The following is an 18062-nucleotide window of genomic DNA, read 5'->3' as shown; positions in this document are numbered from 1 at the left end:
TGAAGTCGGTGGGTACCGTGAACTGCCCGAGCTGGCGCGGCAAATGACTGTCCGCAAACTTAGGCTTGAAAACGCTGGCAGAATTATACCGCAAGGCCAAGCCTCGCGGCATAGGGCTCGGCGGAGGCTAAAGCGAAGTTTTTGCGCGGCAGCTTCGCTTGCCCAGCGGGTGGAGTGGGCAGCTTGATGGCCCTTCATCTACCGACTTGCCAACCGTGGCTCCAGCGACGGTGGCTATGGGATTAAATGGCCACGGGGACCCAGATCGTGCCTGCGGACTGTAAGCCAGCACCTGCTAATTTACTTGTCGCGGCTGTGGCTATCGGCACGGTGCGACAGTGTCAAAGCGCAACACGCCATGGTTGCGATGCAGCAGACGATCATGGCTACGAACACTCCATTCCAACCAAAACGGTCGGCGATCCAGCCGACACCGGTGCCAGCCACCGCCGAGCCGAATACGTAGCCGAAGAAGCCGGTGAACCCGGCTGCGGTCCCAGCCGCCTTTTTGGGTACTAGATCCAGAGCGTGCAAGCCAATCATCATGATGGGACCGTAAACGAAGAAGCCGATGGTAATCAAAGCTAGCTGATCAATCCACAGCGGGCCCTGTCGATTCAAGCTATACATGACGACACCCAGCAGCGTCAGTCCCATAAATAGGATGGTGGCCGGAGCGCGGCGACCGCCGAAGATACGGTCGGAGACCCAACCGCACAAGAGCGTCCCGGGTATGGCAGCGTACTCAAACAACGACCAAGCCACACTCGAGTCTTTGAAGGAGAAACCTTTTTCGATTTGCAGATAGGTCGGTACCCAATCGACGATTCCGTAACGCACAAAGTAGGCGAACGCATTGGCCACTGCGATAGCCCACAGAAATGGATTGTTGAGTACGTGGCCAATGAATATCTGGCGAAACGACAACGTGCGCTCAGAATGCTCTGAGTAATCCGGCGGATAGTCATTACGGTATACTTCTATGGGCGGCAGGCCACTACTTTGTGGAGTATCACGCATGAGCAGCCAGGTAACAACCGCCAACAGCAAGGCGATGAAGGCATTGAAATAGAACTTGGCGCTCCACTCTCCTGTTAGGGCCACACCGGCCAGTGCAATTCCAGCTACCAGACCACCACCCACATTGTGCGCAATATTCCAGGTTGCCACCACACGGCCGCGTTCGCGAGTACTAAACCAATGCACCATTGTCTTGCCGCATGGTGGCCAGCCCATGCCTTGGACCCAGCCGTTAAGTGCCATCAGCGCGATCATCAATGTCAGCGAAGTATAGATAGCTGGTACAAATCCAAACAGCAACGTGATGCTACACGAAAGCAACAAACCAATCGTTAGAAAGCCGCGGGCGTTGCTACGATCCGAAACAGAACCCATCAGAAACTTCGACAGTCCATAGGCAAACGACAGTCCGGTCATCGCCATACCGAGTTGTGCTTTGGTGTACTCAGGATGCTCGCCCATGATGTCGGGAATTGCCAGACTGAAGTTCTTGCGCACGAGATAGTAGGCTGCGTAGCCGATGAAAATACCAGCGAATACCTGGATTCTCAGGCGGCGATAAGTGCTGGAAACGCGATCCGGTGGCAGGGGACTGGCTGCGACCGCTGGTTTCAAAAAAGAGAACATCGCGGGATGCCTTCTAATGGTGTCGATACGAAGTAGAATGTCTCCAGGTGGTTTGGTCGTTCTGAAAGGAACTGGCAAACGTTGACCACCTCACGAGAGGCTGGCGACTCATTCACGGTAAGGCGGAGTGTTTTAGGAGTTTTTCAATGCGACTATCAATCTGTGTACTGACATTCATTGCGTGCCTCGCTCATGCCACTTGGCTGCCGGCAGACGGTCCCTTTCCCTATCAGCGTACCAAGGACATCGTGTATGGCGAAATCCATGGTACCGGATTGTTAATGGACGTGTTTGTTCCGACGGGAACGCCCAATGGTCGGGCAATTGTGGACATCGCCAGTGGAGCATGGTTTTCCGATCGTGGCAAGATTAACGATCACGAACGCGCCCAAGTATTCAATGTCCTGTGTTCACGGGGCTACAGTGTATTTGCCATTCGCCCCGGCTCGAAAACCAAATATACGCTCAAGGAGATGGACCAGCACGTCAAGTTAGGCATTCGCCGTGTGAAACAGTTGGCCGAAGAGTACGGCTTTGATGCTGGCAAGCTCGGATTGACCGGTGCATCGGCTGGCGGCCATTTGGCTACGCTGGCTGCGTATACGCCGGAGTCGGCTAAAGCCGAATCCCGCGACGAACTGGAACGCAAATATGACACGTCGGTTGCCGCCGTGGCCGTGTTTTTTCCGCCAACCGATTTTGTGGAGTGGAGACCAGGCGATGTGATCAATCGAGGTGTTTTGGGAGTCGCTATTGGAAGCAGTGGCAATGGGCTGGTCGATCGAATGCCCAAGATGTCGGTGGAGGATTTGACCGCCATGGCCAAGGAGATTTCTCCCTTGCACCGCTACAGTACCAGCAAGGTACCGTTGCTGACGATTCATGGGGACGCGGACCCGGTCGTGCATATTTCTCATTCGGAAAAGCTGGTCAAGAAAATCAGCGACTCTGGTGGTAGCGCAGAACTGATTGTTGTGCCGGGAGGGGCGCATCCCTGGCCAACGATCCACGAAGAAGTCAAGGTCATCGCCGACTGGTTCGACAAGCAATTGCAGTAGATTGCAGTGAAGCGAATCGAGCCTGATTGGCATTTTCTGTGGGTGATCAATCTTGGGTTGGCAATCTCGTTGCTGACCCAAGCGGTGCGGGCGGAGGCTCCGGCAACGGTCGTCGTGGGAGCGTACGTCAACGATATCCAAGATATCGACTTGCGCGAGCACAGCTACGCGGCCGATATCTACATCTGGTTCCTGTGGTCCGATGCCGAACTGCATCCGTACGAAACTGTGGAGGTAGTTAACCCTCACGAACTATGGGGCCACGTTCGCCAGGTGATCTATGAATCGCCCGTGACCATGCCTGATGGCCGGCTGTATCAGGTGGTGCGCATCCAAGGCCGCTTTTGTCATAAATTCTTCTTTCACAATTTTCCATTCGATCGCCAAGAGCTTACCATCGAGCTGGAGGACTCAACTCACGAAACCAATCGCCTGGAGTTTGTGGCCGACGATTCACCGCTGGTACTGAACCCGCAGCTTAAGTTGCCCGGCTTTCAGGTCTTCAATTCGCAGATGATGATCGAGAACTTTCGCTATCCAACGGACTTTGGAGACACGCGTCGAACTGATCCCAACCAATACAGTCGCATTCGCTTGTCGATACCTGTAAAACGCCCTGCGCTGACCTCCAGCATCAAACTACTATTGCCATTGTTCTGCGTGGTTCTAGGAGCTTCTCTGATGCTGGCGCTGCGCGTGACCTACGTGGATGCGCGATTGAGCGTGGGCATCACATCATTGCTGACGGTCGTAGCCATTCAATTGGCGTCGAATGATACCTTGCCCAGCGCAGACTACTTGGTGCTGATGGACAAGATTCACCTGTGTGCGTACGGCTATGTGCTGTCTGCGCTTGCCATTGTGTGGCTGACGATTCGGCGAGTAGACCAGAATCAGATCGAAGCCGCGCAAAATTTGCAGCGGCATGGCTTCTGGACGATAACACTCAGCTTCATCACCTCGGTCGCCTTGCTAATCGCCTGGGCGATGTGGCAGGGCTAGAGGCTATTTACAACTGAATGCCGGACTGTTGCAATTCGGCTGCAGCCACTTGTCCGTGTTGCAGGGCCAGCCATAGCAAGAGTCCCTTCTGCGCGTGCATTCGATTGCCGGCTTGCCGAACGACCAAGCTATTGGGGCTGTCGATGACTTCGTCTGTAATTTCCTGACCGCGTCTCGCGGGCAGGCAGTGCAGGATCTTGCAGTCTGGTCGAGCCTTGGCCATCAATCGCGCATTGAGTTGGAAGGGCGAAAAGGCGGCGATGCGTTCCGCGGATTCAGCTTCTTGCCCCATGCTGGTCCAGACATCGGTATACACAAAGTCGGCATCCGTTAAGGCCAATGCTGAATCTTCTGTTTGAACGATGTCTGCGGCTGGATAGTGCTGGGTGATCTGCTGCACGACTGATGGCTGGAGAAAGTAATCGCTCGGTCCCAAAAGTCGAAAGCGTATGCCCACCATGGCACAAGCCCGGGCCAGCGATTGCGAAACATTGTTGCCGTCGCCAATAAACGTCAGCGACTTGCCAGCCACGGTAGACGAGGATTCGTAAATCGTCATCAGATCACCCAGCGCCTGGCAGGGGTGGTCTTGATCCGTTAACCCATTGATAATTGGCACACAGTCAAAGCTGGCCAATTCAACCACCGCTGCGTGTGAACGCAATCGACAGACCACAAAATCGACATATTCAGCCAACACGCGAATGAAGTCGGCGGCTGATTCGCGGTCGGGCCAGCCCACGTCCTTGCCAAGATACATACCCAACCCACCCAGTTGTGCGATACCGGCTTCAAAGCTGACTCGCGTTCGCAAGCTTGGCTTTTCAAAGATCATTGCCAGCACACGTTGCGGCAGCCACACTGGGCGAACGCCGCGCTGCAACAGCGATTTGACTTGCAGCCCCAAATTCAGAATGGTCTGCAACTCTGGTTGAGTAATGTCGAGTAACGAAATAAAGTGCCTCATCGCCAACCTCTTCAAACTTTCGCTGACGGGACCACTGGCCCAGCCTGGTGTTCCGTGGCTACCCAACTGCGGTTTCTGCAGAGCCGATCTGCTCGGTCACTTCACAGACCGCACGCGACAGAATCTCCATCGCTTGGTCAACTTGCTGCAGTTCAATATTTAAGGCCGGAAGTAGCCGCAAAACATTGCCCTGAGTGCAGTTGATCAACAGACCCTGCTCCAAACATTTGGCAACCACCGGCGCGCCTTCGCAACCGAGTTCCATTCCGATCATCACACCGGCTTGGCGAACCTGCTGAATATACGGGCAACTTTCCTGCAGCGCGTGCAAGTGTTGAGCAAATCGCTCGGAGACGATTGCGCAGTTTTCCAATAAGCCATCTTGCTCGATGGTTTCGATCATGGCGATACCGGCAGCGGCAGAGATCGGATTGCCACCGAACGTACAAGCATGCATGCCAGGTCGCAGGCTACCAGCGATTTCGCGCCGTGCCAACATCGCGCCACCCGCGATTCCACCGCACAGGCTCTTGGCCAGCGTGATGATATCCGGCTGGACACCAAAATACTGATAGCCAAACCATTGTCCGGTTCGGCCACAACCAGTTTGAACTTCATCTAAGATCAGCAACAGTCCGTGCTCGTCACACAACTTCCTGAGTCCTGCCAAAAATCCTTCTGAGGCCAAGCGCACGCCACCTTCGCCCTGGATTGGTTCAATCATGATGGCTGCGGTCGACGAATCAATGCGCTGCCCGACTTGATCCAGATCGCCGTGAGGCACATAGGTAAACCCGGCCAGCATCGGTCCCAACCCGACGTGATACTTGGGCTGTGCCGTGGCCGCCAGCGCGCCGTAAGTGCGGCCGTGAAACCCGCCTTGAAAGGTAATGATCTTGTAACGTTCGGGGCCTTGCTGCAGTCGAGCCAGCTTGATGGCCGCTTCGTTAGCTTCGGTACCGCTATTGCAGAAGAAGGCCTGTGCGTCAAAGCTCCGCTCAACCAACATCTTGGCCCATAAGCCTTGAAGGTCCGTCATCCACGTATTCGGGACGTGAATCAATTGTCCGACTTGATGGCGCACCGCTTCGACTACACGCGGTGGACAATGCCCCAACAAATTGCAGCCCCAGCCGGGAAACAGGTCCAAGTACTGGCGACCTTCGCTATCCCAAACCAGCGAGCCTTCGCCACGAACCAAGTTGACGGGATAGCGAGTGTAATTAGGTACCACATACTGGCGAAATAGATCGCTGCAGGCCGACGAGCTAGGATGTTGCATGGTCGATTCTCCGCGTAACTTCAGTTGTCAAAAACATAAAACTAACAAAGGCAGCTTCATCGGCTGCCTTATCGCAAACTGCGTTGGCCCTAGGAGCTGTGGTTGAAAACTCACCGCAGCCACCGTCGCCAGACCGTGGTCTTACTCGCGGCAGCCACCGTCTGGCGACAGTAGCTACATGCATGCCGTTCGCCTATGACAACGCTCTAGGGGTCGCGACGATTAACAATTTCGGTGCCCACACCGCTGGTAGTGTAAATCTCTAACAGCAGCGAATGTCGCAATCGACCGTCGATAATGTGTACCTTGCGTACGCCGCGCTGTAGCGTTGCTAAACAGGCTTCGATCTTGGGAATCATGCCCGAGTCAATCACACCGCTGGCGATTAGCTGGCGCGCCTGGTCCGCTGTCAGCGAGTGGATAATGGAATCTGGATCGTGCTTGTCGCGTCGCACACCGTTGACGTCGCTTAGAAAGACCAGCTTCTCAGCTCCCAACGCTTGCGCCACCGCCATGGCGGCTGTGTCGGCATTGACATTGTACTTTTGGCCGTGATCATCAATGCACATCGACGGTATCACCGGCACCTGATTGGCGTAGGCCACGCTCTCGATGACCGCCTGGTCAACCCGCGTCACCTGGCCTACAAAACCCAGATCGAGTTGTTCACCGCCCTCGTCCAGCAACAGTCGTTCGCCGAAGAGGACATTGGTATTGCCTGCGAAGTTCAGATTCACGGCTCGACCACCCAACCGTTCGATTTCGTTAGTCAGGAAAGCGGTTACTTCTCCGGCCAAAACGCGCTCGACAACCGCCAGCGTAGCCTCATCGGTGACTCGTCGGCCCCTGACCCATTGTGGCGTAATACCGGCCTGTTCCATCGCGCGATTGATGCTCGGTCCACCACCGTGCACAATCACCGGTTTCATGCCCACCGTTTCCATAAAAATCACGTCCAGCAGCAGGTGCTGTATCGCTTCCTTATCTTCCAGCAGGCTGCCGCCCAGTTTGATAACGGTGGTCTTGCCGCGAAACTGGCGAATCCAGCCCATGGCTTCGATCAACGTATCGGCTTTGGTAATCGCTTCGATCACGTTGTCGGACGCGCCTCTCTACCAACTGGGTATGGCCAATGTAAATATGGCCGAGTTTGGGGAAAACGTACCATGCTACTGAACTGCGGGGTCAATCGTCAACTGAAAGCCCGCCAACATCAGGAGCTTTTTTAGAAGCTGATCGTTGCCTAAGGACATCCGATTCGGGAATTTAATCGACAACGCGCCGCCCGCTTTTCTTGTCCGACTGCCGCTTCTTATTGTCCAAACGCCGCAATCGAGACGCCTTTGTAGGCCGAGTTGACACCCTTCGTTTAGGGGGGGTAACCGAGGCTTCCAGCATCGTTTGCAGCTTTATTCGACAGGACTGCATATTCTGAAGTCGGTCGCGATGCTCTTGAGACTGAATGACGACCAAGCCTTCATCCGTCAGATAACGTTTGGCTCGGATTTGAAAGCGTTTCAAGGCACCTGGCGTCAACAGGTCTGAGCATGGCTTCCAGCGCAACGTCGCCTTGGAGCTGACTTTATTGACGTTCTGCCCACCCGGACCGCTGCTGCGGGCAAAACTCCACTCGAGTTGATCCTCGGGCACGATGAAAGTCGCACTCGATCGGCTAGGACTCACAAGCTCACCGGATTCGCAGAGTTCGCTATTCTGGGCCGAGACAATTCTACCATTGAACTTACGAAGACCTACTGGATAGTTTAACCAATGCGCAGTTCGAGAGGCGAATGCTTTCTTGGGTAATTAGATGAGCAAAATCCAATTCCAGACGATCAAGCTGGACTCTAAACCAATCATCCAGATATTGTGACTCGTTGTGAACCTCGTTCATCTCAAGCCGGTGCCGCAGCCAACTCCAGTCAAGCTGGCCAACCGCGGCAGACATCTTATCAGGATTGGGTTCGTAAGAGTTCATGACAGTGCCTTTTTGCCTAATGGCTAACCTACCACTGGCTTTTAATTGGATTCGGCCAAAGTCTGGTCGAGCATCAACCAAACTGCCAATTAGTTAGACGCATCAGCCGCCAGATGGTTCACTAGCAATTCCAGTGCCAGCAAACCCCGAGGCAGAAAAAATGGCGAGCTAAGCTCTCTTGACCTGCCGATGGGCTTCTGCGAAATCCTGGCTGAAGACATTCGTGGGACAGGGGGAATACTGGATGAAACAGGTGGGAATGCCATGCCCTACGGTCTATATCTGTCGGCAGCGGGTGCCAACGCGCAGAATCACCGCTTGGAAGTAGTCAGCCATAACTTGGCAAACGTCAACACACCGGGATTCAAACCGCAATTAGCCATGCTGCAAGCGCGCCAATCTCAAGCCGAGCAGCGCGGCGAGACTGGGGTCAATGACTCGGGTGTAGATCGGTTGGGCGGTGGTGTCGGCATTCAACCGTCGGAAATTCAGTTCCAACAAGGCCCTATCCGACAAACCGATCGCAAGACCGACTTTGCCATCAACGACAAGGAATCCTTTTTCGTCGTGCAGCGTGGCGAGACAGAGCTGCTGACTCGCGCCGGCAACTTCATGTTCGACTCGCAAGGCAGCCTCGTATCTCAACATGGTGATCCGGTATTGTCCGCATCGGGGGGACGCATTCGCATCGACCCTAATCTCCCCTTTGAAGTCACCAGTGACGGTGCGATTGTACAAGGCGGGCAGAGAAGCATTCTGAGACTTGTCAAGCCGCAGGCTGTAGGTGATCTGGTTCGAGTGGGAGACAACCTATTTCAACCACTGACCAACGTTACCAACGTGGCCCCCGAACAGCGACACGTTTCCAGCGGAGCCCTGGAAAATTCAGCCGTCGAGCCCACTATGGCCATGATGGAATTAATCGAAGCCTCACGAGTCTATGAAGCCAACATCCGCATGATTCAAACTCAAAACGATTCACTCGAGCAGCTCATCAGTCGCGTTCTGCGTTAGGACCACCGGTTAGCAGCTTGGACTATCAGCCCCCCTCGTACACTACTCCCTCTCCGTTCACTGCGGCCTGATTTTTGACTAAAGGAACAACGCGATGAGTATCCAAACTCTATACACCGCCGCGACCGGCATGGATGCAATGCAGACCAAGCTGGACGTGATCGCCAACAACCTGGCCAACATCAACACCACTGGCTTCAAGAAAGATCGGGTCAATTTCGAGGACTTGTTGTACCGCAATCATGTGATGCCTGGCATGTTGGACGCCAACCAATCTCCGACTCCTACCGGTACGCAGGTCGGACTAGGCACCCGTGTACAGAGCACCAATACCGACTTCCGCCAAGGTGCCTTCCAGGAAACGGGCCGCATGTTGGATATTGCCATCGAAGGCCCAGGATTCTTGCAGGTGCTGGATCCGCAGTCACAGGGGGTGCTGTTTACTCGCTCTGGTAATTTGGACATTAACGCCAATGGTCAATTAGTGATTGGATCGGCGCATACAGGCCGGTTGGTCGAGCCAGCCATCTCCATTCCGGCAGACGCTACATCTGTAGAAATCAGCGCCTCCGGGCAAGTCATGGTGCGCACACCGGGTTCGGTCGAGCTGCAACAAATTGGGCAGTTGCAAATGGCCAGCTTCATCAACCCGGATGGTCTACTGAAGATGGGCGAGAACATGTACCAGCAGACCGACGCCAGTAGCCAGGCTGTCTTGGGCGACCCAGGTACGAACGGGCTAGGGGTGATACGCCAGAGAACTTTAGAAGCTTCCAATGTTGAACCGGTTCAGGAATTGATCGACTTGATTACGACGCAGCGCGGTTTTGAACTCAATTCACAGGCCATCCAAGCCGGCGATCAACTATTGCAACAAATTAACAACCTTCGACGCTAGGGCACGCGGCCCATCAAGATACACCACTAGACTTTGTCTTTAGAGGGTAGAGAGCTGGTTGGGCTACCGCCAGAACGACGGTAGCGACCAATGCACCGCTCAATACCTCACGACATCGATAGACACACTGAAACATGCAAACTGCCATCAGCACCCTGACCATCCGAAACCGATCGGCAGCGATCGCCTGTCTGATGCTGATTCTCTGCGCGTTAGCAAGTCCGCAATCGTGCACAGCGACCGATCAGATCTTGATGCGTTTCTACACCGATCCAACTATTGCGGGCGATATCGTGCGACTCAAGGATCTCGTGGAAATCGTTGCTGGCAGTTCCGAGTCGCTCGACAAGCTTAAAGAGATGCCGCTCGGCCCAGCTCCGCGACCGGGTACGATGCAAACTTGGCAGCGCAGCGACGTAGTACAACATCTGGAACTGCGCGGCGTTCATCCCAAGAGTATTCGCTGGACCGGCAAGGATTCGACGAGTTTGCAAGGAATCGAAGCGGCTGGGGCGGTTGACGCCAACTCGCTGACTCCGGCTTTCGTCGATCAGCGCATCGCGCAAACGGCTCGTACCAATGTGACTACAGCCATCAAGGAATATCTGAATCTCCGTTCACACAACCGCACAGATTGGCGTGTCGAATTGGAGTTGCCCGGCCAGTATCTCAAGACGCTGCAATCCAGAGGGAACTTGATATCCGTCAGTGGTGGCCAAGCACCTTGGACGGGCCCACAAGACCTAGTGCTACAAATTAAGCAACATGGCAAAGTCCTAAGCCTGCCCATCCAGGCAATCGTCGAACTACCGCCACAAGTCGTGGTAGCCAGTGGACCGTTGCGACGGGATCAATTCCTGACAGAAGAGATGCTCAGCTACGCTCCTCTACCAACCAATATTCAAGATCAGAAGTGCTTTACCGATATCCAACAATTGGTCGGCAAGCAATTGCGGCGCAGCGTCAGTACCAATCAGCCTCTGACAGAAGAACTGGTGGGAGACCCGATCGTAGTTCAACGTAATGAATTGGTCGAAGTCGAATCGATTTCCGGAGCCGTTGTGGTGCGCACATCAGCCAAGAGTCTCGGCGCGGGCTCGGTGGGCCAGTTGATCGATATCGAACTTCACAATCGCAAGCGACTGATGGCGACCGTCATGGGGCCTTCCAAAGTCCGCATCGCGGCGGTAGCGCAAACTGCAGCTGATAGGTGAATTGATGGGCAGCCTGATTCCTTGGTCCGTATATGCCAGCTTTCTGGCGATGAAGATAGTAAAAGGGAATGCAATGAAGACTATGCTTTCCAGTCCCCGCCATCGCGGTCCGCGTACCTTGGGTCAAACCCAACTGTTTTCGGCAGCCCCGCTTGCCCCCCTCTACAAATTGCGACAACGGTTCAGAATCATCGCGCTGCTGATCACCATCGTTGCTGCGGCTGTGCAAACCGGTATGGCGCAAGATAGCAGTCTGTTTCACAATCCAGTGGTATCGCAGCGTCCAGTATTCGCAGCCACTTCCCAAGTAGTGCCGCCAGCCCCAGCCTCAGATGCTGCGAGTGTTCCCCTGCAGTGGCAGCCACAACCAGCCAGTCCCGCCGGCTTTGTCGGGCCAGGCGGTGCAGGCGTGGGAGGCTTGCCGGCTATGGCCCAATACACCTACCAACCACCGTTGCCGCAACGCGTCTTGAAGATCCACGATATCGTGCAGATTCGCGTCGAAGAAATGGCCAGGATGACAGCCGAAGGTATCGCCCAACAGCGCAAAAATGGACTGTACGAGGCTACTTTAGAGGATTGGGTAAAGCTGGATGGCTTGCGAGCACTTCGCGCCGCCAGCCAGACCGGTGAAGACCCGTCCGTGCGTGGGCAGACGAATCAAATCCTGCGTGCCAATTCCCAGTTGTTGACACGCGAAGCCTTGACCTTCAACATTGCTGCCGAGATCGCGGACATCTACCCCAATGGTAATATCGTGTTACAGGCACGCAAGGAAATCAACGTCAATGACAATCGCTGGGAGATATCGCTTAGCGGAATCTGCAAGGACTCGTCGATTGGCTCCGACAATGTTGTACTCAGTCGCGACATCATCGACTTGAAGATTGACAAGCGCGAAGCCGGTCAGGCTCGCGATGGTTATAAGCGCGGTTGGTTTGCGGAGTGGCTCGGTCGCTTTCAACCGTTTTAGGTTTCTTAGTCTATGGAAATGTAGTAGCGCATAATGAATATCGGGTAGATGATCACGGTTAAGGTTCAAGCATGAAATTCATAGACTGCCTGAGAATATTCCTGATTGGCTGCCTGGCCATGCAGGCTCCTGCATTACATGGTCAAGAACCAAAGCGTGTCCGCCTGGGTGATATCTGCCGTCTGAAAGGCCAGGAGGAGAACCGCCTGCAAGGCTTGGGACTGATCGTGGGACTCAAAGGCACTGGTGACGCCAAACTACAACCCACGACTCGCACACTGGCTCGCATGTTGCAGTCGATGGGTGGTAATTTATCGGCCAATGCTCAAGGGATCCCAGACCTGCGCGAACTGGAAGCCACTGGCAACGTAGCGCTGGTAATGGTCACGACCACTATCCCTCCGGCCGGTGCCCAACAGGGTGATCAACTCAACTGCACCGTCAATGCACTGAACGCTAAGAGCCTTGAGGGCGGGCGTCTGGTACTAGCCTATATGCTGGGCCCTCGGGCGGATGTGCCAACAATTTACGGAATTGCCGAAGGCCCAGTATCGCTGCCCAACAAAGCGATTCCCACGTCGGGTGTGGTGCACAACGGCTGTAAGATGGAAGCCACGATTACCAACAGCTTCGTCAACGGCGACAGAATCTCACTGATACTTGACCGCGATTTGGCCAGCTTTTCTACGGCCGCTGACATTCAAGATGCGATCAACTCGTTCTTTCAGCCCAGCATGGCAGATGGCATGTACGACATCGCCCAAGCTATTGATCAATTGCATGTTCAGGTAACAGTGCCTCCGGCCTACACCGACAAGCCGGTGATGTTCGTCAAGCTGATTCTGGACATCGAATTGCCAAACATCAAGAAGCAGAAGCGCGTGGTAATCAACGAACGTGAAGGCGTGATCGTCATGGGAGAAGACGTACTGATCAATCCGGTGGCCATCAATCACAAGAGCTTGTCCATTCAGGCCGGGGCCGGCTCTGGCGGCTTCGTCGGCTTCGATCCTGCTTCGCCGCGCAATCCCCAGCCGGTACTGAAGAACCTGGTTGATGCGCTCAACGCACTGGATGTGCCCACCGAAGATGTCATCGCTATCATCCGCACGCTCAAACGCAATGGCGACTTGTACGGCGAAGTCGTCATACAATAGTCGCGTTAAGAAAGCCTCAGTCATGCATATCGACCCCACACGCTCGCTCGGTAGCCAGCCCAACCAGGCGCTGGCGAGCGTCCTGCGACCATCGGCATCAGCTAATTCAGATTTCCTGGACCAGCTAGCTCCTATGCCGACCGCGCTCACCGATAACAACGACCAGCGCAGCCAACTAGGGATATTGCCTGCTGTGGCAAGCACTCACAGTGCGCTGGAATTGAACGATGCATCTTCGTCAGTCTACGGTCAGCAGCAAAATGCAGGTGCTAAGGGAGACAAACTTCGCGAAACATTCCAGCAGTTCGTAGGGCAAACCTTCTTTGGTGAATTAATCAAATCCTACCGCAGCACGCAGCAGCCCACAGCCTATTTCCACGGAGGCCAAGCGGAGAAGATATTTCAGGGACAGTTGGATCAGGTGCTATCGGAGTCGCTCAGCGAGCGGAGTGCAGATAAAATCGCCGATCCCATGTTCGAACTCTTCATGCTCCGTCGGCAGAGCTGACTCGTTGAATCGCAACTGCCTGCAACTATTGGGATGCCTGATCCGAACTTGTGGGACAGCAGACATGTGTCCGCGAACGACACAAAAATATCGATACATCTCAACGATGGCTATCTGACCAAACGTTTCACGTTGGCTTTCGGATAGCAGCCGAAGCTATCACATAAGCCAAGTTCATAGTTGGCCTTCTTCAATTTCGCGAAGCTGGAGTGACTTCCAGATCAAGTGTGTCGTCGCGACGGCGAACTTTAATGGTGACGGATTGGCCAACTTTTAAGGCTTCGATAGCATAGGTGTAGTCGTAGATGTTTTCGATTTTGCGGCCAGCTAATTCGATGATCACATCGCCTGCCTTCAGTCCACCTTGATCTGCTGGTGCTCCCTGCGTGACACCGCTTAACTTGACGCCCTGAATATCGGTTTGCCCGTAGTCCGGTACCGTCCCCAGATACGCGGTCAAATTCGCACGGCGCTCAGGCGGTGCGGCCTGTGAATGGTACTCAGGTGCGGACTCAGCGTGCGCCACATCTGCAGCCAACAGTGCCAGTAGCTGCGCCGTCTTGGCAGCGCCCTCATAATTGAGTAACTCCGGCACATCACGAGGGGTATGATATTCGTCATGCGAACCGGTGAATGCGGACAGAATGGGAACTCCTTGCAAAAAGAAGCTGGTCGCATCGGTGGGCAAGTGACAATCAGCTTGAAGCGTCAATGGCAAGCGCACGACGGCATTGCGACGCTCGATGGCCTGAGCCCAATACGGCGACGATCCAATTCCTTGCAAAATCAATTTATCGCGTAATCTGCCAACCATGTCTAAATTGACGTAAGCAGCCACGGCCGGATACAGGGTAGGGGAAGGATGACCATGGGACGGATCGCCCGTTGCCGGCTGGCTGTCGGAAGTGTGAACTTCTGGCTGTGGGAGGATAGCTGCCGGAAACAAACGTTGAAAATCTTGGGTAAAGGCCGCTGAGCCATGCAGACCTAACTCTTCGCCGCTCCAAGCAGCAAACAGCAGATCGCGCTTGAGCTGACTACGACCACTGTGAATGTGATCTGCCAGATATTGAGCCATTTCCAATATGCCGGCCACACCTGATGCGTTATCGTCCGCTCCGCGATGTACGGCACCCGATTCACTTTCGCGGGCCAGCGAAGCGCCCGTTCCCTCACCCAAGTGATCGATGTGCGCACCAACGACGATCATTTCTGGAGTTGGCTGGCTGCCAACGGACAAGCGCGCCAAAACATTTCGACCGCGATTTCGAATTGGCGAAACATCCACGAAAGCCTGCACCTGAACTCCGCTGAGCGCGAATCCCATCCGCATTTCACCGTCATCCCACTGGGTCTGCAGATCGGCCAGATCCTCGCCGGCAATCTGGAGCCACTGTTGTGCTAGGGCGTCGGTCACGCTAATCACCGTCAGGCTACTGGCACCCAGCGAGCCGTCCATCCGCAGGGGGATCAACTGCGAGCGTACTTGACTATTCGGACCGCTGACCAAGATTACACCTTTGGCTCCGCGATCGCGGGCGACCATAGCCTTGTGTCGTTCGTGACTGAAGCCAGCCAAATACTGTCGGCGCTCAGGCGTGATGTTCAGGGGCATTCGTCGCAGCATGACTACCCACTTACCTTCAACATCTAAGTGCACGTAGCTATCGTATGCGGGTTGCCCAGGGGCTTCAGGAGCGACAATACCATAGCCCGCGAAGACCAGTTCACTGGCTTCGCATTCTCCCTCGCGCGAAAAAGAGAGCGGTCGCCAATCGCGATCGACTTCGTAGTTTTGATCGCCCGAACTTAGTCGATTTTCTTGGCCCAACTCAACGCCCGACACAAACTCAAATTCATGAAAGTACGTGCCGTTATCCCCGGCTGGTTGCAAACCGAGGTGTTCTAAGTAGGCGGCCACATAGCTGGTCGCCAGCCGTTCGCCAGGCGTTCCCGTTAATCTTCCGCCCAGCTCAGGGCGACACAGGTAATCCACATGCCGACCGATGTCCGCCGCCGTAATATCAGCGCTGGTTACCTGAGCCGAATCGCTGGCTGCGAGAACTGACCCAGACGTCGCTGAGATCGTTGCTGCTTGAAGGTCGTCGAGCCCCAGTGCGCGGAGCGCAGCTTGATGATCCCAGGCCGCTTCGTAAAGCTGACTGTAAGCAGACCCGCCATTGCTGGTCCACACCAGCGACTTTCCGTCAGGAGCAAAGGCCGGCAGTCCATCAAACCCTGGGCGATCGGTGACTCGTACTGGCTGCACACCACCTTCCAGGCCAATCATGTACAGTTCAAAATTTGCGAAACCTTGCAAGTTCGTGGCAAAAATGAGGTAGTGGCCCGAGGGATGGAAAAAGGGAGCCCAACTGACGGCTCCCAAGTTCGTTAGCTGCCGCTGAGCACTGCCATCGACGTTCATCAACATGATCTCAGCGCTCGACCCGTCGGCGGAAAATCGCCGCCAGCAAATCTGCTGTCCATCGGGCGAAAAAAACGGACCTCCGTCATAACCTACGGTCGTCGTCAAGCGCCGCACATTGGTGCCATCAGCCTGCATGAGATACAGGTCCATGGCCGACGCCGGATCTTTCTCGAATAGCTCGCGTTCCTCGTCACTCAACTCTCCCAACTGGTAGGCTCGGCGATTGGAGGCAAAGCAAATCAACTCACCGTCGGGAGAATAGGACCCCTCGGCATCGTAGCCCTCGACTTCAGTAATCCTTCGATATTCGCCTGTCTGTCGATCGAATTCCACCAATTCATAGCTTGAATCGTAATCCCAGCTGTAACGCCGGGACTGACCAGATTGACGAAACTCTATTTCGGCTTGCTGCTTAGCAGCCGCCTGTGGATCGTACTGCGTCGAAGCGAACAAAACACGGTGATTGTCGGGGTGAATCCATGCGCAAGTGGTCTTACCGACGCCAGGCGAGACACGCTGGGTGTTGCCCGTCTGGCGGTCCATCAAATAGATTTGGAAGAACGGATTGCCCGGCTCGCGTTCGCTCTGGAACACCAGCCACTGGCCGTCTGCCGAAAAATATCCCTCGCCAGCTCGATTGCCACTGAACGTCAATTGCCGAATATCACTCAGCAATTTTGGCGTTGGATGGGCTTGATTCTCTGGCGACTGCGCTGCGACTGGCTGGCCTGCCGTCGTCCAGCCACATGCTATCCATCCAATTACACCGATTGTCAACCAGCCGCAAGTTTTCATCATATTCTTCTATTCTTCAGGTGGGCCACCCAGCAGAGGTTCGTCCATAGCTCGCAGATCGCTGTTGGGCAATCCACCAGGGTACTCCGTACGCGCCATCAGCAATGCATCGCGAGCAATCTCCAGGTGCTGAAGCTTGGACTGTTCGTAGAAAGCCCGAGCCACCTCGGGCAATTTGGGTTGCCCATGCAAGGGTTTGTCGGAAATACACAGTAGTGTTGCCGATGGAATGCGATAGCGAAAGCCGTTGGCGGCGACAGTCGCCGATTCCATGTCGACGCCGATGCTGCGGCTGGCTTTCAAGTCCTTCAACTTGCGATTGAGCGTCAGTTCCCAATTGCGATCGGCAGTCGTGTAGACGACTCCAAAACGATAGGGCAACCGTCGGTCGTCTAGAATACGTGCTAAATAGCGATTCAGTAGAAAGCTGGGAGTTAGCGGCACGGCAGGCGGCAACGCCTCGTCCAGCACATGATCGTCGCGCATGTAGCCCGAAGCCAACACAAAGTCACCAACCTCTTGATGATTGCGAACGCCGGCACAATGGCCAACCATCATCATGGCATCCGGTCGCAGCACCGCTAGGTGATCGGTGAAGTTTTTGGCGTTGGATGGACCGACACCGATGTTGACGATGGTCAAGCCGTCGTTGTCTGTGGTCACTTGGTGGTAGGCCGGCATTTGCACGCGGCTATGCGTCGGCTTCAGGCAATTGGGATATAACAGTTCGAATGCATCCATGTGCATTTGATAATTGGTCAGTAGCACATAACGCTGAAAACTTTCCGCCCGAGTACCGGTATAGTGCTCAATGCGTTGCAAAGACAACTCAACTCGCTCGGGGCCGAACAGGAACACCTTCTTACGCGTATGGTCGAAATCCGATTCGTCGATCAGCGTCAGCAATTGCGGCGAGGCCAGTTCGACTCGCTCCTGAGCGGGCACGATTTCAATTTCGGCATCGTTCGCGGCCAGCCGAAATAGTTCACGTCGCAGGTACCAACGGTAGGCCGAGGGGCGAGCGACTTTACCCCAGATTACTGGATTGTGTTTAGACCAGTGGCGGGTGACGATAACCTTAGAGTATCGACCTGCGGAGTAGATCCGCTCCATCTCGTCGCAGGCAGCTTCGATTTGCTGC

15 protein-coding genes are annotated in these 18062 nt (G+C 54.8%); 8 read left to right on the top strand and 7 right to left on the bottom strand.

Going from position 1 to position 18062, the window contains the following annotated elements; genetic code table 11:
- Window positions 1-300 precede the first annotated feature (300 nt).
- Window positions 301-1647, bottom strand: coding sequence for a phosphoglycerate transporter protein PgtP (gene pgtP, locus KF752_06135; GenBank protein MBX3421119.1), 1347 nt, complete (start codon window positions 1645-1647; stop codon window positions 301-303).
- Window positions 1648-1793: 146 nt separating this feature from the next.
- Here pgtP and KF752_06130 point away from each other — a divergent pair, with 146 nt between their 5' ends.
- Window positions 1794-2705 (top strand): prolyl oligopeptidase family serine peptidase, encoded by a 912-nt coding sequence (locus tag KF752_06130; protein MBX3421118.1) that lies wholly within the window; start codon window positions 1794-1796, stop codon window positions 2703-2705.
- Window positions 2706-2711: 6 nt separating this feature from the next.
- Window positions 2712-3707 (top strand): hypothetical protein, encoded by a 996-nt coding sequence (locus tag KF752_06125; protein MBX3421117.1) that lies wholly within the window; start codon window positions 2712-2714, stop codon window positions 3705-3707.
- Window positions 3708-3714: 7 nt separating this feature from the next.
- Here KF752_06125 and argF read toward each other — a convergent pair whose 3' ends face one another.
- The 4 genes from argF to arfB all read right to left on the bottom strand — a co-directional run bounded on the left by argF (window position 3715) and on the right by arfB (window position 7639).
- Window positions 3715-4674: an ornithine carbamoyltransferase gene (gene argF / locus KF752_06120; protein MBX3421116.1), complete on the bottom strand. Its 960-nt coding sequence runs from the start codon at window positions 4672-4674 to the stop codon at window positions 3715-3717.
- 58 nt (window positions 4675-4732) lie between these two features.
- Window positions 4733-5956: an aspartate aminotransferase family protein gene (locus KF752_06115; protein ID MBX3421115.1), complete on the bottom strand. Its 1224-nt coding sequence runs from the start codon at window positions 5954-5956 to the stop codon at window positions 4733-4735.
- Window positions 5957-6162: 206 nt separating this feature from the next.
- Entirely contained in the window at window positions 6163-7050 is an 888-nt protein-coding gene (gene argB / locus KF752_06110) for an acetylglutamate kinase (protein MBX3421114.1), read from the bottom strand.
- A gap of 172 nt (window positions 7051-7222) precedes the next feature.
- Window positions 7223-7639, bottom strand: a complete 417-nt coding sequence (gene arfB / locus KF752_06105; GenBank protein ID MBX3421113.1) for an aminoacyl-tRNA hydrolase — start codon at window positions 7637-7639, stop codon at window positions 7223-7225.
- Window positions 7640-8198: 559 nt separating this feature from the next.
- Here arfB and KF752_06100 point away from each other — a divergent pair.
- From KF752_06100 to KF752_06075, 6 genes are all read left to right on the top strand, one after another.
- Entirely contained in the window at window positions 8199-8948 is a 750-nt protein-coding gene (locus tag KF752_06100) for a flagellar hook basal-body protein (protein ID MBX3421112.1), read from the top strand.
- A 94-nt stretch (window positions 8949-9042) separates the two neighbouring features.
- A complete protein-coding gene (flgG, locus tag KF752_06095; protein ID MBX3421111.1) occupies window positions 9043-9846 on the top strand; it encodes a flagellar basal-body rod protein FlgG in 804 nt (267 codons plus the stop codon).
- 134 nt (window positions 9847-9980) lie between these two features.
- Window positions 9981-11060: a flagellar basal body P-ring formation protein FlgA gene (gene flgA / locus KF752_06090; protein ID MBX3421110.1), complete on the top strand. Its 1080-nt coding sequence runs from the start codon at window positions 9981-9983 to the stop codon at window positions 11058-11060.
- 73 nt (window positions 11061-11133) lie between these two features.
- Window positions 11134-12033: a flagellar basal body L-ring protein FlgH gene (locus tag KF752_06085; GenBank protein ID MBX3421109.1), complete on the top strand. Its 900-nt coding sequence runs from the start codon at window positions 11134-11136 to the stop codon at window positions 12031-12033.
- 71 nt (window positions 12034-12104) lie between these two features.
- A complete protein-coding gene (locus KF752_06080; GenBank protein ID MBX3421108.1) occupies window positions 12105-13190 on the top strand; it encodes a flagellar basal body P-ring protein FlgI in 1086 nt (361 codons plus the stop codon).
- 22 nt (window positions 13191-13212) lie between these two features.
- On the top strand, window positions 13213-13698 hold the full coding sequence (locus tag KF752_06075; protein MBX3421107.1) for a rod-binding protein: 486 nt from the start codon (window positions 13213-13215) through the stop codon (window positions 13696-13698).
- 190 nt (window positions 13699-13888) lie between these two features.
- Here KF752_06075 and KF752_06070 read toward each other — a convergent pair whose 3' ends face one another.
- The gene (locus tag KF752_06070) at window positions 13889-16924 is read right to left on the bottom strand and encodes a M28 family peptidase (GenBank protein ID MBX3421106.1); all 3036 of its coding nucleotides are present in this window, start codon (window positions 16922-16924) and stop codon (window positions 13889-13891) included.
- A gap of 6 nt (window positions 16925-16930) precedes the next feature.
- Entirely contained in the window at window positions 16931-18034 is a 1104-nt protein-coding gene (locus KF752_06065; protein MBX3421105.1) for an AMP nucleosidase, read from the bottom strand.
- Window positions 18035-18062: the final 28 nt, after the last annotated feature.

The organism is Pirellulaceae bacterium (genome assembly GCA_019636385.1).
GTDB lineage: Bacteria > Planctomycetota > Planctomycetia > Pirellulales > Pirellulaceae > Aureliella.
The sequence above is the reverse complement of the archived record's forward strand: the minus strand, read 5'-3'. Positions and strand labels throughout refer to the sequence as shown.